Origin of the sequence: Bradyrhizobium sp. LCT2, from assembly GCF_009931255.1 — a bacterium.
Taxonomy (GTDB): domain Bacteria; phylum Pseudomonadota; class Alphaproteobacteria; order Rhizobiales; family Xanthobacteraceae; genus Bradyrhizobium; species Bradyrhizobium diazoefficiens.
On the sequence record NZ_CP034432.1, the window covers coordinates 1,379,348 to 1,399,154 of the forward strand.

The 19,807-nt window shown below is 64.4% G+C and carries 14 protein-coding genes; 7 read left to right on the forward strand and 7 right to left on the reverse strand.

Features of this window, described 5'->3' with window-relative positions; genetic code table 11:
• Window positions 1–162: 162 nt before the first annotated feature.
• The 4 genes from EI171_RS07190 to EI171_RS07205 form a co-directional block, all read right to left on the reverse strand.
• Entirely contained in the window at window positions 163–3,030 is a 2,868-nt protein-coding gene (locus EI171_RS07190; protein ID WP_161532931.1) for a PAS-domain containing protein, read from the reverse strand.
• Between the two features lie 350 nt (window positions 3,031–3,380).
• The gene (locus EI171_RS07195) at window positions 3,381–4,256 is read right to left on the reverse strand and encodes a hypothetical protein (protein ID WP_011083777.1); all 876 of its coding nucleotides are present in this window, start codon (window positions 4,254–4,256) and stop codon (window positions 3,381–3,383) included.
• Window positions 4,257–4,351: 95 nt separating this feature from the next.
• Window positions 4,352–5,332 carry an amino acid--[acyl-carrier-protein] ligase gene (locus tag EI171_RS07200; protein ID WP_161532932.1) on the reverse strand — a complete coding sequence of 327 codons (981 nt, stop codon included), beginning with the start codon at window positions 5,330–5,332 and terminating at the stop codon, window positions 4,352–4,354.
• Between the two features lie 64 nt (window positions 5,333–5,396).
• Window positions 5,397–6,614 carry an acyl-CoA dehydrogenase family protein gene (locus tag EI171_RS07205; RefSeq protein WP_161532933.1) on the reverse strand — a complete coding sequence of 406 codons (1,218 nt, stop codon included), beginning with the start codon at window positions 6,612–6,614 and terminating at the stop codon, window positions 5,397–5,399.
• A gap of 353 nt (window positions 6,615–6,967) precedes the next feature.
• Here EI171_RS07205 and EI171_RS07210 point away from each other — a divergent pair, with 353 nt between their 5' ends.
• From EI171_RS07210 to mtnA, 3 genes are all read left to right on the forward strand, one after another.
• Window positions 6,968–7,240: a phosphopantetheine-binding protein gene (locus tag EI171_RS07210; RefSeq protein WP_011083780.1), complete on the forward strand. Its 273-nt coding sequence runs from the start codon at window positions 6,968–6,970 to the stop codon at window positions 7,238–7,240.
• Between the two features lie 275 nt (window positions 7,241–7,515).
• Window positions 7,516–8,391 carry an S-methyl-5'-thioadenosine phosphorylase gene (locus EI171_RS07215; protein WP_161532934.1) on the forward strand — a complete coding sequence of 292 codons (876 nt, stop codon included), beginning with the start codon at window positions 7,516–7,518 and terminating at the stop codon, window positions 8,389–8,391.
• 18 nt (window positions 8,392–8,409) lie between these two features.
• Window positions 8,410–9,516, forward strand: a complete 1,107-nt coding sequence (mtnA, locus tag EI171_RS07220) for an S-methyl-5-thioribose-1-phosphate isomerase (protein WP_161532935.1) — start codon at window positions 8,410–8,412, stop codon at window positions 9,514–9,516.
• A 107-nt stretch (window positions 9,517–9,623) separates the two neighbouring features.
• Here mtnA and EI171_RS07225 read toward each other — a convergent pair whose 3' ends face one another.
• Window positions 9,624–10,259, reverse strand: a complete 636-nt coding sequence (locus EI171_RS07225; protein ID WP_161532936.1) for an HAD-IA family hydrolase — start codon at window positions 10,257–10,259, stop codon at window positions 9,624–9,626.
• A gap of 107 nt (window positions 10,260–10,366) precedes the next feature.
• Here EI171_RS07225 and EI171_RS07230 point away from each other — a divergent pair, with 107 nt between their 5' ends.
• Complete coding sequence (locus tag EI171_RS07230) at window positions 10,367–11,125, forward strand: trypsin-like serine protease (RefSeq protein ID WP_161532937.1); 759 nt, start codon at window positions 10,367–10,369, stop codon at window positions 11,123–11,125.
• A gap of 125 nt (window positions 11,126–11,250) precedes the next feature.
• Window positions 11,251–12,753: an NAD(P)/FAD-dependent oxidoreductase gene (locus EI171_RS07235; protein WP_028172639.1), complete on the forward strand. Its 1,503-nt coding sequence runs from the start codon at window positions 11,251–11,253 to the stop codon at window positions 12,751–12,753.
• 264 nt (window positions 12,754–13,017) lie between these two features.
• On the opposite strand, the gene EI171_RS07240 is transcribed toward EI171_RS07235, so the two are convergent.
• On the reverse strand, window positions 13,018–13,944 hold the full coding sequence (locus EI171_RS07240; RefSeq protein ID WP_161532938.1) for a response regulator transcription factor: 927 nt from the start codon (window positions 13,942–13,944) through the stop codon (window positions 13,018–13,020).
• Entirely contained in the window at window positions 13,928–17,299 is a 3,372-nt protein-coding gene (locus EI171_RS07245; RefSeq protein ID WP_011083787.1) for an ATP-binding protein, read from the reverse strand. The genes EI171_RS07240 and EI171_RS07245 overlap by 17 nt, the downstream gene beginning before the upstream one ends.
• A 167-nt stretch (window positions 17,300–17,466) precedes the next feature.
• Between EI171_RS07245 and urtA the strand changes: the two genes are divergently transcribed.
• Window positions 17,467–18,726, forward strand: coding sequence for an urea ABC transporter substrate-binding protein (urtA, locus tag EI171_RS07250; RefSeq protein ID WP_161532939.1), 1,260 nt, complete (start codon window positions 17,467–17,469; stop codon window positions 18,724–18,726).
• Between the two features lie 146 nt (window positions 18,727–18,872).
• Entirely contained in the window at window positions 18,873–19,799 is a 927-nt protein-coding gene (gene urtB / locus EI171_RS07255) for an urea ABC transporter permease subunit UrtB (protein WP_011083789.1), read from the forward strand.
• Window positions 19,800–19,807: the final 8 nt, after the last annotated feature.

Below are 19,807 nucleotides of genomic sequence, written 5' to 3' on the forward strand. Positions count from 1 at the left end.
CTCTCTTTGTCATGACGGGATTGTCCCTGAAATCACCAGAGAAGAAAAGCGCATTGCGCGGACCGTGCGCAGCGGTCGACGCGGCTATCCAGCCGGAAACGTTATGTGCGACAATTGGTCGTTTGGAGGCGTGCCGAGGCACGGAATTTGACGTGGGCGTCCTTACGCCACGCGGCGAACCGCGTTCAGCGTCTCGATGGTACGTGCAACCTCGGCCGCCGGGCACGGTCTGCCGAAGTAATAGCCCTGCACCGCGGTGCAGCCGCATTCGCGCACGAAGTCGAGCTGCTCCTCGGTCTCCACACCCTCAGCCGTGGTCTCGACGCCGAGCACGGAGCCAAGGCTTGCGATGGTGCGAACGATGGCGACGCTCTCCGGGCTTTCGCCGAGCGTGCCGACGAAGGAGCGGTCGATCTTGATGCGGTCGAATGGAAACTTGCGCAAATAGCTCAGCGAGGAATAGCCGACGCCGAAATCATCGAGGCTGACGCGCACGCCGAGCGCGCGAAGCTGGTGCAAGATCTCGATCGTCGCCTCGCTGTCGTCGAGCAGCGCGGTCTCGGTGACCTCGAGCTCGAGCCGCTGCGGCGGCAGGCCGGCTTCCGCGAGCGCGCTCGTGTTCATCGCCGCCAGCCCGCGCGAGCGGAACTGCACCGGCGACAGGTTCACCGCGACCGTGACATCGGGCCATGACGCCGCGGTCGCACAGGCCGTGCGCAGCACCCATTCGCCGATCGGAACGATCAGCCCGTTCTCTTCGGCGATCGGAATGAATTCGGCCGGCGAGACGAAGCCGCGCGAGGGATGCTTCCAGCGCAGCAGCGCCTCGAAGCCGGTGAGCTCCGAGGACTCGAGCCGCACCTGTGGCTGGAACACCAGGTGGAATTCACGCGCCTCCAGCGCGCCGCGCAGGTCGTGCTCGAGCGCGTGCCGGCTGCGGGCCTCTTCCTCCATCTCGGGTTCGAACAGCTGATAGGCGCCGCGCCCCCTGGCCTTGGCCTGGTACAGCGCGAGATCGGCGCATTTCATCAGCTCGTCGGCATCGAGCCCGTGATCGGGCGCGATCGCGATGCCGACGGAGACGCCGACATGGATCGACTGGCTTTCCAGCGGCGGCGGGTGGCCGATGATCTCGACCAGGCGGCGGGCGAGCTTTTCGGCCGACTGTGGCTGCGGGCCGCGCTGGAGAACGGCGAACTCGTCGCCGCCGAGGCGGGCGACGGTGTCGTGCTCGCCGACATTCTCCTTCAGGCGCGCGGCGACCCAGCGCAGCAAGCGGTCGCCGGCGGCATGGCCGAGCCTGTCGTTGACGGTCTTGAAATTGTCGAGGTCGAAGCACAGCACGGCCATTGCGCCGCCGGCGATCGCGACCTGGTTCAGTCCCTCGCCCATCTTGTCGCGGAACAGCGTGCGGTTGGGCAGGTCGGTGAGTGAATCGTGCCGGGCCATGTGCGCGACGCGGGCCTGGGCTTTGTGGCGCTCGGTGACGTCCTCATAGGTGACGACCCAGCCGCCAAGCTCCATCCGCTTGTGGTTGAGCTTGATGATACGGCCGTCGCTCAAATGGCGGTGCAGCGTGTGTTCGCCCTCGCGCAGCCTTTCGACATAATCGGTATAGAGCTTGGCGCCGGTCGTGTCCGGATGGATGCCGAGCTCGCAGCTGTGATCCATGATCTCGCGCATCGAAATGCCCGGCTTCACCACGTCGGGCGACAGCCCGTACATCTCGATATAGCGGCGATTGCAGACGATCACGCGCAGGCTCGAATCGAGCATGCACAGGCCCTGGCTCATGTTGTTCAGCGCCGCGTCGAAGCGGCGATACTGTTCGCTCAGTTCCTCGATCGCGCGCTCGCGCTCGGTGATGTCTTCATAGGTGGCGACGAAGCCGCCCTCGGCCAGGGCGCAGTAGCGCACCGAGATCACGGTGTCGTTCGTCATGCGCCGGCGCATCGGCGAGGAATCGCGGTTCGCGATCTTCGCGCTGGCGGCTTCCAGGAGCTGTCGCGGACTGTATTCCGAAACGAACGCGCCGTTCGCCATCGATCGTTCGATCAGCTCGCCGAGATGCGTGCCGGGCCTGGTTTCCTCCGGCGACAGCCAGTAGATCTTGCGGTAGGTGGTGTTGCAGACGCGCAGGCGCATGTCGCTGTCGTAGAAGGCGAGCCCGTGCGCCATGTTCTCCATCGCCGCGTCGAGGATGAAGTTCTGCTGCCTCAGCGTCTCCTCGTATTTCAGCCGCTCGGTGACGTCTTCGTGTACCGTCACCCAGCCGCCGTCGGGCAGGAAGCGGGAGACCGCCTGCACCATCCGCCCGTCGTAGCGCATCACCAGCAGCGTCTTCGCCTTCCGGCTGCGCACGTCCTCGAGCCTGGTGTCGTGGAATTCGTCGGCCGACATGCCCGGCGTGTTGCCGCGCGAGAGCCAGTGTTCGATGGCCGCGCTGTGCGTGACGCCCGGCTTCACGACTTCTGGGTCGAGGTTGTAGAGTTTCAGGAAGCGTTCGTTGCAGACGACGACGCGGCTGTCGGCGTCATACATGATGAGGCCGTGCGACATGTTGGCGAGCGCATGCTGGCTGCGTTCTGTCTGCACGCGCAATTCCGCCTCGAGCCGGGCGAGGCGGCTGACGTCGTCACAGATCGTCATCCAGCCGCCGCCGGGAAGCGGCTTCAGCTCGAGTGCCATGACGAGGCCAGTCGCCAGCCGTTGCTCGGTACGGAACGGCTTGCCTGCCGCGATCTGCACGATCCGCGTCGAATACAGCGAGTCGAGCTCGCTTTCCGGAAAATTCCCACGCGTCGCGCTGTGCGCGAGCACCTCGCGATATCTCGTGCCCACCCGCACGACATCGGCCGACATGTCGAACAGCGACAGGTAGCGCTGGTTGACCAGCACGATCCTGTTGTCGGCATCGTAGACGCAGACACCCTGCTCCATGTGGTCGAGCGCAAGCTGGCTCAACGCGACCAGGGCCTCCGGGCCCTGCTCGCGGCGTGCACCAAGCTCGTTGTCGCGGGTCGACGTCATGGGGTCGGCGTGATCTCGGCGGGCAATAGACTTAACGCAGCGTAATTCGAGCGCCGAGGGTAACGGAGACCCCGGAAAATTCCCTTAAGCGCAGTAGTTTACGGAGGGTGACCGGCGATGGAGAGCGTCTCCGGATTGCAAAGGTGCCTGCAAGAGTTGGCCGAGAGGGCGCAACATATTCTGGTGTCGTCCCGGCGAAGGCCGGGACCCACAACCATAGGGAGAGGTTTGGCGAAGACTAGTAGTGAACAGGTTTTCCCGCGGTACTAGCACCCTGCGTTTACAGACAGATCACGCGGTATGGGTCCCGGCCTTCGCCGGGACGACACTGAGTGTGGCGGCATCTGCCCTCACGGCCCGTAGAGCACGAGTTCCGTGTCGGTGAGATCGGCGAGCTGCGGCTGGTGCGGGCCCTTGAAATATTTGCGGCCACGCCGCTCAGTATAAATACCGACGAGGCCGGGAACCGGGCCGTTGGCATCGACCGCCACCGAGATCTTGCCGAGCCGCAGCAGCAGCCGGCCGATGCGGCCTGCGCAGGCGGCGTATTCGGCGGCGCTGCGGCAGTAGATCAGCTTCATCGCGGGCGGCGCGATGAAGCCGCGGCGGATGCGCACCGGTTGCAGGATGAAGGGGAAGGTTCCCTGCGGCGTGCGGCAGACGAGGCTAAGGCAATTGTAGCGCGCATGCCGCGTCAGCAGTTCGGTCTCGGCCTCGGAAAGTCCCTCGATCGTCTTGGCGTGCTGCGAGATGACTTCGATCTTGCTCCAGCGCGGGGGCCGCGCCAGCGCTGGCACCGAAAAGAATATGCCGCGGCAATAGGCACGGAAGCCCTGCGTCTCGATGATCGGCCAGGTCCACGGCGCCGGGCTGATGTTGAGATAGGTCACGTCCTTGTGCCGCTGCGCGATCTTGGTCAGCAGCGGGGCGTAGTTGCGATACGCCGGATCGACATACCAGCTCGACAGGTTGCACTGGATCGCGGTCTCTTCACCGTTCTTCCGTGCCGTGTAGATCAGCAGCAGCACGCCGACCGGCGTGCCGTCATTGTCGATCATGTAGCCGAAGCGCGGATAGCCCTCCGGCACCGGCCGGAAGGCCTGCCGGCGCAGGCCCTGGATCCAATAGTTGCGCGAGCGGCCCACGAAGCCGCGCGTCAGCAAGTCCGCGATGGCATCGACATCGGACTCGGTAATCTCGCGGCATCGAACCTTGGTGTGGATCACGCTCGTCTTACCCGTGGAAATGGTCGGCCTCGTTTGGTCTATCGTTTCAGCATGATCTTTTCGGAAAACCGCTTCGCACTTTTCCGGATCATGCTCTAGCGCCAGCCTTCGCCATGGGCGCCAGCCGCAACATGCGGCTGCAGGCCCAGGATGTCCCGCACCTTGGCGGGCCAGGCGGAAAGATCGGTGCCGTGGGTGTGGAACATGGCGACCGCGAGCCGGTCCATGCCGAAGGCGACGCAGCCGGTGTGGGCCGGCTCGCCATTGGCGTCCTGGATGCCCCAGGTGGTACCGAAATGCTCGCGGTGATAGTTGAAGCTCATGCAGGCGGTCGGCTGCTCTTCCGAGCGCAGCGGGATCAGGAGCTCGAACTTGAGCTGCTGCTGCTTCTGGCTCACCGCCTTCATCTGGCCGACGCGGCCGAAGAAGGGATCGCTGGCGTAGTCGACGCGGAAGGTCAGGCCGAGATCGCGGGCGATCGCCTGCGCGCGCACCATCCAGCGCTCGCGGAAATCGGAAACGTCGTCGGGCGTGCCGATGCAGACATATTCGCGCATCCGGAACGATTGCAGCCGGTCGAGATGCTTCGACGGCTCACGGCGGAAGCAATCGGCGGCGACGTCGAAGCGGAGACCGCCCTTCGGCAAAGGTCCGCGGCTCGCCGCGATCGGATAGACAGGGTAGCAGGCGGCCGGCGACAGCACGAGGTCGGCCGGCGACAGCGACGTGGTCCAGTCGCCGCCGGCATCGAACCGGCTCACCGCGGCGTTGATCTCACGCTCGGTGCCGTGCAGGCCGCAGACGCATCCGAGCAGGTTCGGAAAGCTCTTGAGATAGCCGGACTTCTCGAGCTGGGTGCGACTCATCACCGGTGGGAAGCGCAGCGCTTCGGTGCCGGCTTCGCGATGGCTGGTGATCAGCGCGACGAGCCGCTCGACGACGCCTTCATAGAGCGCGGTGCGGGCGTAGACACCGTCCGAGCCCATGCTGTGGAACAGCTTGTCGGCGAGATGATCGAGCGGATCGGCGATTTGCGGCGCGGTGTCAGGCGAGTTGGGGAGAACAGCAATGTTCATGTTCGACTTCCTGCTATCTGAAATTATTCTTGTTGGACGAAGGCACGTCAGTCTCGAAAACTTGTCAGTCCCGCAGGCTCGCCGGAATGCCGCTCATCAGCGTCGAGGTCGCAGCGTTGGCCAGGATACGGTCGTTGTTGATCATGATCGGCGACGACAGCACGTCGCGCAGGTGGCGGCCCATGGTGAACTCGCCGTCGTTGCGGTAGCCGGAGAGGCCCGCGGTGCGCATCGCATGCATCACGGTCTCGACCGCGAGCTCGGAAGCCTGCACCTTCAGAAGCGTGATCGACGACTGGAAGTCGAGCGAGCCGAGTGCGCGCTCGTCATGCTCGGCGCGGGCGAAGGCCTCGATATTGGCGGCGATCAGCGCGCGGAGCTTTGCCAGCGACATTTTTGCCGCGGTGAAGTGCGCTGCTGCCGGCGGCATCTGGCCCCCGGAGCTGCGGGCCGCCTTGCGGATGAAGGCCTGCGCGCGCGTCACGGCTGCGGCGGCAATGCCGGCCCAGGCCGAGGACCAGCACAGATGCGCGAACGGCGTCATCGTCTGGGCATGGATCTTGTCGTAGGCTTCCGGGAAGACGCGGTCGGTCGGGCAGTCGACCTTCAACTCGAATCCGGTGGAGCAGGTGCCGCGCATGCCGAGCGTTTCCCAGCCCAGCGTACGCTTCAGCGAATAATCGTCCTTGGCGAGCGCCAGCAGCACCTGGTCCGAGGCGGCGGCGTCGGTGGCGCGGCGGGCGATGGTGACGAGGCCGTCGGCCTCGGCGCCGTAGGAGATCACGGTGGCGTCGCGCACCAGCGAGACGGTGTCGCCGGCGACGTCGACGGCGGCGGCGCTGGCGCGGATGTTGCCGCCGTTCTGGCCTTCTGTGGTGGAGGAAGCGAGCAGCCACTGGTCGCGGGCGACCCGGCGCATCATGGTTTCCATCCAGGGAATGCCGTGGCCGTGCCTGACGACGCAGGCGACTTTGGTCTGGTGCATCGCGTAGATCATCGCGGTCGAGGCGCAGGCGCGCCCGAGCGTGTAGCAGATGTCGGTGACGTCGTAGATCGAGGCGCCGAAGCCGCCGAACTCGACCGGGATCATGACGCCGAGCAATTTCTGCTCACGCGCGACGTCGAAAGCCTTGTGCGGGAAGCGGGCGTCGCGATCGACCCCGTCTGCGTCGGCCGCTGCCGCTACCGCGGTTCGGGCGACGCGCTCGATCAGGGAGGGACCCTGCTCGAGGAGGTTCGTCTGCGTTTCGTCGACAGTGAGAACTGCTTCACGCACGTTCATGCTCGTCCGCCTCCGGTTTGCCGTTCGAGATCGCCGGCATCATTCGCGATGCCGCGTAAGCGATCCTCCGGCCATCTTTGCTTGTGAGACGAGGCTACGGATTTAATTCAAATTCGTCGATGAAATACAGGGTAAACAAAGCCAAATTCCGAACGAACAGTTAAGGTCGGGTTGTTGGCATGGCCGGAATTTCCGCGATCGCGTTAGGGATCTGGAAGATGTCCGGATTCCCGACAATCTGAGTCATCGTTTACTAAGAAACGCGAAGTAATGGTGCCGGCCATTGCGGGATCGGCCGTCCCTGACCATCGTAGGCGGCAGTCCGGACCGACTAGACAAACGGGAATTTGCCGATGCAGGCCTTCAATACCGACGTGCGCAATCGCATCATCAAGCTGGTGAAGGGCATCCTTGAACAGAACGCGCTCGCCGCGGACGTCACGCCGCAGGCCAAGCTCGTCGATGTCGGCCTGACCTCAATGGACATGGTCAATCTGATGCTCGGCGTCGAAGCCGAATTCGATTTCACCATTCCGCAGTCGGAGATCACGCCGGAGAATTTCCAGTCCGTCGAGACGCTGGAGCGGATGGTGATGACCCAGCTGCAGCCGGCGACCGCGGCTTAGCTAAGCGCACGGCTGTCTCCCCGGGATCGTCCTGGCGAAAGCCAGGACCCATTACCCCAGGCAGGAGTTTGGCGAAGTTTGGTCGTTCGGGATTGATATCGCGCCCCATCGATGGACCTCGCGGTATGGGTCCTGGCTTTCGCCAGGACGACACCGAACGTGTTACGAGCGCCTCACGCCCCTCACGCGCATCGTTCCCCCACCCCCGTTCCAAAACCGCCGCAAAACTGGCATAGCTTAACCATGTCGCACGTAGCGGACAGGGTGGAGCAGGCATGACGCAGGCGGTATTGGGCATCATCGGTGGCTCCGGCATCTATGACCTGCCGGGCGTCGAGGGCGCGCACGAAGAGGTGATCAAGAGCCCGTGGGGCGAGCCGTCGGCGCCCCTGCGGCGCGGGACCATCGCAGGCCTGCCGATCGTGTTCCTTCCGCGGCACGACAAGGGCCACAGGCTGTCGCCCTCCGACATCAACTACCGCGCCAATATCGACGTGCTGAAGCGCGCCGGCGTCACCGACCTGATCTCGCTGTCGGCCTGCGGCTCGTTCAAGGAAGAGATGCCGCCCGGCACCTTCGTGCTCGTCGATCAATTCGTCGACCGCACCCACAAGCGCGAGAGCTCGTTCTTCGGCCGCGGCTGCGTCGCGCATGTGTCGATGGCCCATCCGGTCTCGCCGCGGCTGCGCATCCATCTTGCCGCGGCGGCCGAGGCCGAGGGTATCGCAATCGCGCGCGGCGGCACCTATGTCTGCATGGAGGGGCCGCAGTTCTCGACCTATGCGGAGAGCATGACCTACAAGACGCTTGGCTATTCCGTGATCGGCATGACCAACATGCCCGAGGCGAAGCTCGCGCGCGAAGCGGAGATCTGCTACGCCACGGTCGCGATGGTGACGGATTTCGACTGTTGGCATCCCGACCATGACGCCGTTACCGTGCAGGACATCATCCGCGTGCTGACCTCGAACGCCGACAAGGCGAAGGCGCTGGTGGCGCGGCTGGCAAAGGATTTCCCGCGCGAGCATGAGCCGTGCCCGATCGGTTCGGACCGCGCGCTCGACACCGCGCTGATCACTGCGCCCGAGGCGCGTGATCCCGAGCTTCTGAAGAAGCTCGATGCCGTAGCAGGGCGCGTGCTACGCGGCTGAGACGAAAGGCAGAAAGCCATGAAGGTTGACGGCAAGCATTTCCGCAGCATCTGGCGCGAGCGCGACGGCTGGTCGGTCGGCGCGATCGACCAGCGCCGGCTGCCGCATGAGTTCGTCGTTGCAAGGTTGACCTCGTGCGAAGACGCGGCCGTTGCGATTCGCGACATGCTGGTGCGCGGCGCGCCGCTGATCGGCGCGACGGCAGCCTATGGCATGGCGCTCGCGATGCGCGAGGATGCTTCCGATGCGGGCCTGAAGCGTGCCTACGAGACGCTGGTTGTGGCACGCCCGACCGCAATCAATCTGAAATGGGCACTGGATGAGATGCGTGCGACCCTCGCGCCGATCGATCCGGTTGAACGGGCCGAGGCGGCCTATGCGCGCGCGGACGAGATCGTCGAGCAGGACGTCGAGATCAACCGCGGCATCGCCGCCAACGGTTTGGCGCTGATCGAGGCGATCGCGGCGAAGAAGCCGGGCGAGGTCGTCAACGTGCTGACCCATTGCAACGCCGGCTGGCTCGCCACCGTCGACTGGGGCACCGCCACGGCGCCGATCTACCTCGCGCATGAGCGCGGCATCAAGGTCCATGTCTGGGTCGACGAGACGCGCCCGCGCAACCAGGGTGCCTCGCTCACCGCCTGGGAGCTCGGCCATCACGGTGTGCCGCACACGGTGATCCCCGACAACACCGGCGGCCATCTGATGCAGCACGACATGGTCGATCTCGCCATCGTCGGTACCGACCGCGTCGCCGCCAATGGCGACGTCTGCAACAAGATCGGCACCTACCTCAAGGCGCTCGCCGCGCATGACAACGGCGTGCCGTTCTACGTCGCGCTGCCGTCGCCGACGATCGATTTCGCCGTCCATGACGGCATCCGCGACATCCCGATCGAGCAGCGCAGCGGCGTGGAGGTCACCGATATGACCGGCCGCACCGCCGACGGAAGGCTGGAGACGGTGCGCATCGTGCCCGAGAACTCGCCGGTCGCGAACTACGCCTTCGACGTGACGCCTGCTCGCCTCGTCACCGGTCTCATCACCGAGCGCGGTGTGCTGAAGCCCGACCGCGCCTCGCTCGCCGCAGCGTTTCCGGAGCGAATCTCCGCCGCGGCGGAGTAGGCTCTCGTAGGGTGGGCAAAGGCGCGAAAGCGCCGTGCCCACCATCTGCTTGTCCCAATGGAATTGGTGGGCACGCTTCGCTTTGCCCACCGTACAGCCTTCGCGAACTATGTCAGCTTCAACCCTGTCGCCTTCTCAAGCTCGGCAATCGCCTGGGCGCCGCTGGTGACCTTGATGGTGGTCATTCCCATCTCGCGCGCGGGTTTGAGATTGACGCCGAGATCGTCGAGATAGACGCAATTTCCCGGATCGACCTTCAGCGTCTCGACCATCATCTTGTAAATGCGTGGGTCGGGTTTGCGCAGGCCGATCTTGGCGGACTCGATGACGTGGTCGAACAGCACCATCACCTCGGCGATGTAGAGCGAGCGCCCGGTCATGCTGCCGATGGCGTTGGCAGGCAGGTTGTTGGTGATGCAGCCGGTCTTGAGCCCGGCCTTGATGCGCTTCAACGCTTCGACCATCTCGGGACGCAGATCGCCCTGAAGCAGCGGCAGCACGTCGCGGCCGCGCACCTCCGCGCCGAGCGCGCGCGACTCCTCCGCGAACAACGTGTCGAAGGTGTCGATGTCGACCTCGGCGCGCTCGAACCTGGCCCAGGCGTTCTCCAGATGGTTGGCCGCGTTGGTGCGCCGGATGATGTCGATGGGCAGCCCACGCTCGGTCTCGAACCGCGTGAACGCCTCGAACGGCGAGCTCGTCAGCACGCCGCCAAAATCAAAGATCACCGCCTCGATCGCCAATGTCCTGCCCTCGTCAATTCCTTTCCAAGAGGGCTAGCATGCGCTATCGGCAAGGGCCAGTCCGAAGCAATCCGCCCTCACCGAGGCTGCCGCCAAAGCGTGTTCCCATGAAGAAGCTTGCAACTCCCATCATCGCGGCGCTGCTGCTCGCCACGCCCGCCCATGCCATCGTCGGCGGCGGCACGCCGCAGGTTGATGGCGTTGCGCGCGCCGTCGTCACCATCGTCGGCTCGCGCGGCAATTTCTGCACCGGCAGCCTGATCGCACCAAAACTCGTGCTCACGGTCGCCCACTGCGTGCAGCCCGGCGCGGACTACAAGATCGTGGATCGCGGCACCGACGGCCAGCCGCAATTGCTGAATGTCCGTACCGTCGCGATCCATCCGAACTTCAACATGCAGGCGATGCAGGCGCATCGCGCCACCGCCGACGTGGCGCTGCTGCAACTGGAAATTCCACTCAAGGGAAAATCGGCGGTGCCAGTCGGCATGCCGAATATTCCAATCCAGGTCGGCAGCCGTTTCGTCATCGCCGGTATAGGCGTCACCGTGCGCGGTGATGGCAAGAGCGGCGGCGCGACGCGCGTCGCGGGCCTCGTCGCCACCGGCCAGCCCGGCACGCTTCAGATCCGGCTGGTCGATCCCGTAACCAACGGTGTTCGCGACGGAATCGGCGCCTGCACCGGTGATTCCGGCGGTCCTGTGTTCGAGGACAAGCCGAACGGCGCCGTGCTCGTCGGCCTCATCAGCTGGTCCACGGGGGCGAATGGCGCGGCTGGCTGCGGCGGGTTGACCGGCGTCACGCCGCTCACGCTCTACCGCGACTGGATCTTGCAGACCGCGCGGAGCTGGGGTGCGGCGCTGTGATTTGACCGCAACTTGATCTATGTCATTTTGTAGCGGAAGCGCGATGGGCGACCATGCCTGTCGCGGAGGAAACGCGTCGCTCAATCAAGGGCGGCCACAAAAGCAAGCAAGGCATAGAAGCAACAATGAATGTCGCTGTTCGCAGTCACGCCACGGCCAAACAGGTTTCAGAGCATTTCGACGTGCTGATCGTCGGCGCCGGCATCTCCGGCATCGGCAGCGCCTATCACGTCACAAAGCACCTGCCGGGCACGAGCTACGTCATCCTGGAAACGCAAGCGACGTTCGGCGGCACCTGGAGCACGCATCGCTATCCCGGCATCCGCTCGGACAGCGACCTCCACACTTTCGGTTATAGCTTCAAGCCCTGGGTCGGGCCGCCCATCGCGACCGCCGAGGAGATCCTCGCTTATATGAACGAGGTGATCGAGGACAACGATATCGCCCGCCACATCCGCTACAAGCACAAGATCAATTCCGCGAGCTGGTCGAGCGACCAGAACCTCTGGACCATCGAAGCGGTCACGACCGATACCGGTGAAGCAAAGACCTTCACCGCGAACTTCCTCTGGATGTGCCAGGGCTATTATCGCCATTCCGAGGGTTACACGCCCGAGTGGAAGGGCATGGATCGCTTCAAGGGCCGCATCGTCCATCCGCAGACCTGGCCTGATGACATCGACCTCACCGGCAAGAGGGTCGTCGTGATCGGCTCGGGCGCGACCGCAGCGACGCTGGTGCCGAACATCGCGGACGATTGCGCGCATGTCACCATGCTGCAGCGCTCGCCGACCTATTTCCGCCTCGGCCGCAACGCCATCGAGATCGCCGAGGAGCTGCGTCGGCTCCAGGTGGATGAAGCATGGATCCACGAGATCGTCCGCCGCAAGATCCTGTTCGAGCAGGATGCGTTCACGAAGCTCTGCGTGTCCAGGCCCGAGCAGGTGAAGAAGGAACTGATCGGCCAGATCAGCGCGGTGCTTGGGCCGGATTACGATGTCGAGACGCACTTCACGCCGAGCTACCGGCCGTGGCGGCAGCGCATCGCCTTCGTGCCCGATGCCGATCTGTTCAAGGGGATTGCCAGCGGCAAGGCCTCCGTCGTCACCGACGAGATCGAATGCTTCGTCGAGAACGGCATCCAGCTCAAGTCGGGCAAGCTGCTGGAGGCCGATATCATCGTCACCGCGACCGGCTTCAATCTCGCGGCGCTCGGCGACATCGCCTTCGAGATCGACGGCAAGCCGCTCGCCTTCGGCGACACCGTCACCTATCGCGGCATGATGTTCACGGGCGTGCCGAACATGGTCTGGGTGTTCGGCTATTTCCGTGCCAGCTGGACGCTGCGCGTCGACCTCGTCGCCGATTTCGTCTGCCGCCTGCTCGGACATATGAAGGCGAAGGGCAAAAAGAAGGTCGAGGTGAGCTTGCGCCCCGAAGACCACAACATGCCGATCCTGCCCTGGATCGATCCGGAGAACTTCAACCCCGGCTACATGATGCGCAACATGAACCTGCTGCCCAAGCGCGGCGACAAGCCGGAATGGCAGCACAGCCAGGATTACTGGACCGAAAAGGACGAGATCCCGAAGACGGATCTGGATGACAAGGCGTTCGTGTACGGGTGAGGGGGTTGTTCCTGTAGGGGCGATGGCCGTCGTCACGCATGCCACTGTCGTCCCGGGGCGCGAAGCGAGCCCGGGACCCATACTCCCAGGCAGTGGTCGTAGGGCGAGCAGGTAACTCCGAGTCTTCGCCAAACGTCTCCCTGTGGGTATGGGTCCCGGATCGGCGCTCCGCTCTAGACAACGCTACGCGTTGTCGGGAGCTGCGCTTGTCCGGGACGACACCGTCTGTTGGGTTAGTGGTGTCCCAACTCATTCGCGCAGCGGCTACGAATTCCGCCTTGTCGCGCTCGTCGCAATCGCCGCAGCCGCGGTCCGGTTTTCCACGCCCAGCTTCGCATAGATCTGCTCGAGATGCTTGTCGACCGTGCGCGGGCTCAGTCCCAGGATCTGCGCGATGTCGCGGTTGGTCTTGCCCTTGCTGAGCCAGGCCAGCACCTCGCCTTCGCGGGTGGTGAGGCCGAGCTCGCTGGTGAATTCCGGCGGCAACGCGGTGCCGGATTCCTTGGACAGCCGCAGCAGGAACTCGTTCGGCGCGGTTTCGCCCATGTAATAGAACCGGAGTTGCGGATTGTCGGGCAAGGAAGCGCCTTGCGACTTCGAGCTGCCCTTGCCCTTGGCCTGCTCCAGCCAGTGCAGCAGTGATGGCGGAAGGGCAAAGTCGTCGGCCTGGGCCCCGTGGTGATCGGACAGCAGCTTCTGCGCCTGCGGGGTCGCCCAGAGGATGCTGCCCTGCCGGTTGACCGCGAACAGGAAGCGGCCGGAGACGTCGAGCGCGGCGCGCGCGCTCTGGGTCAGGCGGGCGTTGCCGAGATGGACACGGATGCGCGCCAGCATCTCCTCGATCACGATCGGCTTGGTCACGTAGTCGACGCCGCCGGCGTCCAGCCCGCGCACGATATGCTCGGTCTCGGCGAGGCCCGTCATGAAGATCACGGGGACGTTGGCAAGGCCCGCATCGCGCTTGAGGCGGCGGCAGGTCTCGAAGCCGTCGATGCCGGGCATCACCGCATCGAGCAGCACGATGTCGGGCGTGATCTGCTCGACGATGCGCATCGCCGCCGCGCCGTCGAGCGCCACCATCACCGTCATCCCGGCGCCGTCGAGCGCATCGGTGAGCAGCCGCAGCGTCTCGGGAGAGTCATCGACAACGAGCGCGACGTCGCGCTTCTTCGACTCAATGCTCATGCGCATGCAACGTCTTCAATGTGGTCATGTACTGGTCGAGATCGAAGCGGTCGACCAGCGATCGCATCTGGGCGACGAAGTCGGCATGCTCCGGATGCTCGCTGCCGATCTCGTCGAGCTTCAGCTGGATGCCCTTGACGTAGCCGATCTGGCCGAGCCCGATCAGCTCCTCGATGTGTCGCACCGGCGGCCGTGAGCCGCTCTCGGGCTGCCAGAACGGCACCGCGATCTCGTCCGAGCCGTATTGCCATTCGATCTTGAGCAGTTGGCGGATCGTCTCCAGCAGCCGCGGAATGTCGATCGGCTTCATCAGATAGCCGTCGTGGAACGGTTGCGCCAGCGGCGTGCCGTGAGCCTCCAGCGCGCTCGCCGAGACCATCAGGATTCGGGCCTGGTGATGGCCGCTCGCGCGCAGCGTCTCCGCGACCGTCCAGCCGTCCATGCCGGGCATGGAGATATCGAGCAGGAACAGATCGGGCCGGCAATGCTGCGCCAGCGCGAGGCAGCCCGGGCCGTCTGCGGCGCTGAGCAGGATGAAGCCGAGCGGCGTCAGCACTTCGCGCAGGAGGTCGCGATGAACGGGGTCGTCGTCGGTGATCAGGATCGTCTTGCGCGCGCCGTGATAGCCGGAGACCGGCGCCTCCACCGGCGCGATGCGCTGGGGATTGGCGACCTCCGACAGCAGGATCTTGACCTTGAACGTGCTGCCGGTGCCGACCGTGCTCATGACCTTGATGTCGCCGCCCATGACGCCGGCGAGCAGCCGGCTGATGGTCAGCCCGAGGCCCGTTCCGGTCTGCGGCTGCGAGACACCGAGGGCGCCGCGTTCGAACGGCGCGAAGATGCGTTCGAGATCGTCGCCCTGGATGCCGGGACCGGTGTCGATCACTTCGAATTCGGCAACGGGGCTGCGATAGTGCACGACGAACTGCACGCTGCCGGTCTGGGTGAATTTGATCGCGTTGGAGAGCAAATTGATCAGCACCTGGCGCAGCCGCTTCTCGTCGGCATAGACCACGACCGGCAAGTGGGCGGGACGCCTGAACACGAAGTCGATGCCCTTGGCGGCGGCCTGAAGGCGGAACATGCCGACGAGCTGGTCGAGGAATTCGCTGAGCCGCACCTCGTCGCGCGAGAGATACAGCCGCCCCGCCTCGATCTTGGAGATGTCCAGGATGCCGTCGATCAGGCCGGAGAGATGATCGGCGCTGCGGCGAACCACGCGGACCTGGTCGCGCGGCTTGGTGTTGAGCGTCGTATCCTGCTCGAGGAGCTGCGCATAGCCGCTGATCGCATTCAGCGGCGAGCGCAGCTCGTGGCTGAGGCCGACGACATAGCGGCTCTTGGCGAGGTTGGCGGATTCGGCGACCTCCTTGGCGCGCTGGAGTTCGGCGTCGGTGCGCTTGTGCGCGTCGATCTCCTGGATCAGCAGCGTGGTCTGCCGCCGCGTCTCGGCCTCCGCGGCCCGCCGGCTCTGCTGCGCCAGCACGAACAGCCAGGCCACCACGCCGATGATGATGCTGAGCGAGAAGAACACCTTCCACAGCACGTCGGAGACGAGCATGTTCTCGCCATGCGCGCTCGCGGAGGTCTGGAGATAGATCAGCCCCAGCACGAGCGCGACGAGGCCGGCCGAGATCACGAACACGCCGATGTAATGGCCGAGCTGCGAATTGATCCGCTGGTAGATCGGCTGCGGCAGGATCTTGCCGAGCGTCTCGGAGAATTGCGTCTGTACGCGCGCATGCGGCTTGCAGAGGTCGTGGCAGCGGGCGTCGAGCGAGCAGCACAAGGAGCAGATCGGCCCGGCGTAAGCGGGGCAGGAGGCCATGTCCTCCGGTTCGAACGAGTGCTCGCAGATGCAGCACTGGATCGCCTCGATGTTCTGCCAGCTCCGCTTCGGCTTGCGCGCGATGTAGTATTTGCCACCGGTCGCCCATGCGATCAGGGGGGCGGCGAGGAAGGCAACCGCCAGCGCGATGAAGGCCGACAGCGCCTTCGCGGTCGGCCCGAATAGGCCGTAGAAGGCACTGATGGAGATGATGGTCGCGATCGTCATCGCACCGACGCCGACCGGATTGATGTCGTAGAGATGCGCGCGCTTGAACTCGATCTGCTGTGGCCGCAATCCAAGTGGCTTGTTGATGACGAGGTCGGCGACCAGTGCGCCGACCCAGGCGATCGCGACGTTGGAATAGAGCGCCAGCGTCTGCTCCAGCGCCTTGTAGACGCCGATCTCCATCAACAGCAGCGCCACAATGACGTTGAAGACCAGCCAGACCACGCGGCCGGGATGGCTGTGGGTCAAGCGCGAAAAGAAGTTCGACCAGGCGATCGAGCCGGCATAGGCGTTGGTGACGTTGATCTTGACCTGCGACAGGATCACGAAGGTGCCGGTCAGCGCCAGCGCGAGGTCGGGCTGTGACAGCACGTATCGAAATGCTTCGAGATACATATGCGCCGGCTCGGCGGCCTCTTCGGGCGGCACGCCGTGGCTGAGCGCGAAGAAGGCGAGGAACGAGCCGGCCAGCAATTTCAGCGCGCCGAGCACGATCCAGCCGGGGCCCGCGCTCATCAGTGCGATCCACCAGGAGGTCCTGGAGGCCCGACGGTCGCGCGGCAGGAATCGCAAGAAGTCGACCTGCTCGCCGATCTGCGCCACCAGCGAAAACACGACCGAGGCCGCAACACCGAACAGCAGCAGATCGAAATGTCCGTTGAGGTCGCCGTGCTCGCCCGAGAACTTGCGCCACTCCGTGAACGAGTAGGGGTTGGCCCAGGCGATCGCCGCAAAGGGCAGGATGTGCAGAATGATCCAGAGTGGCTGGGTCCAGAGCTGGAAGCGGCTGATCAGCGTGATGCCGTAGGCCACCAGCGGGATGATGACGACCGCACTGATGAGATAGCCGACCGGCCTCGGAATCCCGAAGCACATCTCGAGCGCGGACGCCAGGATCACCGCTTCGATCGCGAAGAAGATGAAGGTGAAGGACGCGTAGATCAGTGAGGTGACGGTCGAGCCGATGTAGCCGAAACCAGCGCCGCGCGTCAGCAGGTCAATGTCGATGCCGCATTTGGCGGCATAATAGGCAATCGGCACGCCGCAGCAGAAGATGATGGTCGAGACCACGAGGATCGCGGCGGTGGCGTTGGTGACGCCATAGTTCAGGGTGATGGTGCCGCCGATCGCCTCCATCGCCAGGAACGAGATCGCGCCCAGCGCGGTGTTGGCAACGCGGGCGGTGGACCAGCGACGCGCGCTCTTGGCCGTGAAGCGCAGCGCGTAGTCTTCCAGCGTCTGGTTGGCGACCCATTGGTTGTACTGGCGCCTGACGCGGTCTATTCGCTGCCGCCCTGCCACTTAATCCCACTCCCGATACGACCCGGATCCCTCGCAAATCCCGTACCAAAAGCCTACGTCGGCATTTTGCGGTGCAGTATACGCGATCTTGCGTATGCTTGCGCTGCACAAATTCGAGCCATCCTCACGGCACCAATCGCGTGTCCTCGAACAAAAGTGGGGTGCTCATGTCAGACAAAGCAAACAAGGGCCTGTTGTCGCCGCTCCGGCGCAAATTATTGATGGGAATGGCGGCGGTGCCGGCCATCACGATGCTGCCGCGGGCGTCTTTTGCACAGGCCCCGGCGACCTCGGCGGTCAATACCACGGGTCTCGCGGTCACCGACACCGAGGTGACGGTCGGCATCCTGCATTCGGCGACCGGCACCATGGCGATCTCCGAGACCGGCTCGATCGAAGCGGAAAAGCTCGCCATCGAGCAGATCAACGCCATGGGCGGCGTGCTCGGCCGCAAGATCAAGTTCATCCAGGAGGACGGCGCCAGCGACTGGCCGACCTTCGCCGAGAAGGCCAAGAAGCTGCTGGTCAACGACAAGGTCGCGGCGATCATGGGCTGCTGGACCTCGGCCTCGCGCAAGGCGGTGCTGCCGGTCGTCGAGCAGTACAACGGTATGCTCTATTACCCGACCTTCTACGAAGGCCTCGAGCAGTCCAAGAACGTGATCTACACCGGCCAGGAGGCGACCCAGCAGATTCTCGCGGGCCTGAACTGGATCGCCAAGGAGAAGGGCGCGAAGTCGTTCTTCTTCATCGGCTCCGACTACATCTGGCCGCGCACCTCGAACAAGATCGCGCGCAAGCACGTCGAGAACGTGCTGAAGGGCAAGGTCGTCGGCGAGGAGTATTATCCGCTCGGCAACACCCAGTTCAATTCGGTCATCAACAAGATCAAGCTGACCAAGCCCGACGTGATCTTCACTGACGTCGTCGGCGGTTCCAACGTCGCGTTCTACAAGCAGCTCAAGGCTGCCGGCATCGACCTCGCCAAGCAGCCGCTGCTGACGATCTCGGTGACCGAAGACGAAATCGACGGCATCGGCGGCGAGAACATCGCAGGCGCCTATGCCTGCATGAAGTACTTCCAGTCGCTCGACAATCCGAACAACAAGACTTTCGTGCCCGCGTTCAAGAAGATGTGGGGCGAGAAGACCGTGATCGGAGACGTCACCCAGGCTGCCTATCTCGGCCCGTGGCTGTGGAAGTTGACGGTCGAGAAGGCCGGCTCGTTCGACGTCGACAAGATCGCGGCGGCGTCGCCGGGCGTCGAGTTCAAGGGTGCTCCGGAAGGCTATGTGCGCATCCACGAGAACCATCACCTCTGGTCGAAGACCCGGGTGGGCCGCGCCAAGCTCGATGGCCAGTTCGAGCTGATCTACGAGACCGCCGATCTCGTCGAGCCGGATCCGTTCCCCAAGGGCTACCAGTAAGAAGCGCTACCAGTAAGGGCGCGGCCTCTGTCGCGTCTCCCTCGAGGCAAAACCGCTCCCTGGCGTGGATCGCAAGTCCATGCCCAAGACCCCCGCGTCGCGAACCTGCTCGCGACGCGGGACCCTTTCCCTGACGGAGGACATCGATGTTCGGCGACTACTCGATTGGCGACCTTGGCTCCATCTTCGTCATGCAGGGTTTTGCGGGACTGATCCTGTTCTCGGTCTACGTGCTGATGGCGCTCGGTCTTGCGATCATCTTCGGCCAGATGGGCGTCATCAACATGGCCCATGGCGAGTTCATGATCCTCGGGGCGTACGTCACCTGGATGACCTCGAATTTCTTCCAGTCCTATTTGCCGAGCCTGTTCAGCGGCTACTTCTTCCTCGCGATGATCCTGGCCTTCGTCGCGTCCGGCGCGCTGGGAATGCTGGTGGAATGGGTGCTGATACGGCACCTCTACAAGCGCCCGCTCGATACGCTGCTCGCCACCTGGGGCCTCAGCCTGATGTTGCAGCAGGCCTATCGTTCCGTGTTCGGCGCGCGCGAGGTCGGCGTCGAGCTGCCGCAGTGGATGCTCGGCTCGCTGCACGTGACCGACAGCATCGAAGTGCCGATCAACGGCGTCTTCGTGATGTGCCTCACCGTGCTGATCACGCTGGGCGTCGCCTATGTGATGTACAAATCGCGCTGGGGCCGGCAGGTGCGCGCCGTCGTGCAGAACCGCATCATGGCCGGCGCCGTCGGCATCAACACCGAAAAGGTCGATCGCTACACCTACGGCCTCGGCTGCGGCATCGCCGGCATCGCGGGCAGCGCCTTCACCATGATCGGCTCGACCGGGCCGACCTCCGGTCAGCTCTACATCGTCGACACGTTCCTGGTGGTCGTGTTCGGCGGCGCCGCGAGCCTGCTCGGCACCATCGCCTCCGCCTTCTCGATCTCGCAGACGCAATCCACCCTCGAGTTCTTCATGTCGGGCTCGATGGCCAAGGTGCTGACGCTGCTCGCCGTTGTCGGAATCCTGATGCTGCGGCCGCAGGGGCTGTTCGCCCTCAAGGTCCGGAAGTAAGAAAATGG

Coding starts and splice junctions, on each gene's coding strand:
- EI171_RS07200 (WP_161532932.1), bottom strand. CDS start 5,332: ATGAACATTGCTGTTCTCCCCAACTCGCCTGACACCGCGCCGCAAATC.
- EI171_RS07215 (WP_161532934.1), top strand. CDS start 7,516: ATGACGCAGGCGGTATTGGGCATCATCGGTGGCTCCGGCATCTATGAC.
- urtB (WP_011083789.1), top strand. CDS start 18,873: ATGTTCGGCGACTACTCGATTGGCGACCTTGGCTCCATCTTCGTCATG.
- EI171_RS07190 (WP_161532931.1), bottom strand. CDS start 3,030: ATGACGTCGACCCGCGACAACGAGCTTGGTGCACGCCGCGAGCAGGGC.
- urtA (WP_161532939.1), top strand. CDS start 17,467: ATGTCAGACAAAGCAAACAAGGGCCTGTTGTCGCCGCTCCGGCGCAAA.
- EI171_RS07210 (WP_011083780.1), top strand. CDS start 6,968: ATGCAGGCCTTCAATACCGACGTGCGCAATCGCATCATCAAGCTGGTG.
- EI171_RS07205 (WP_161532933.1), bottom strand. CDS start 6,614: ATGAACGTGCGTGAAGCAGTTCTCACTGTCGACGAAACGCAGACGAAC.
- mtnA (WP_161532935.1), top strand. CDS start 8,410: ATGAAGGTTGACGGCAAGCATTTCCGCAGCATCTGGCGCGAGCGCGAC.
- EI171_RS07230 (WP_161532937.1), top strand. CDS start 10,367: ATGAAGAAGCTTGCAACTCCCATCATCGCGGCGCTGCTGCTCGCCACG.
- EI171_RS07235 (WP_028172639.1), top strand. CDS start 11,251: ATGAATGTCGCTGTTCGCAGTCACGCCACGGCCAAACAGGTTTCAGAG.
- EI171_RS07240 (WP_161532938.1), bottom strand. CDS start 13,944: ATGCGCATGAGCATTGAGTCGAAGAAGCGCGACGTCGCGCTCGTTGTC.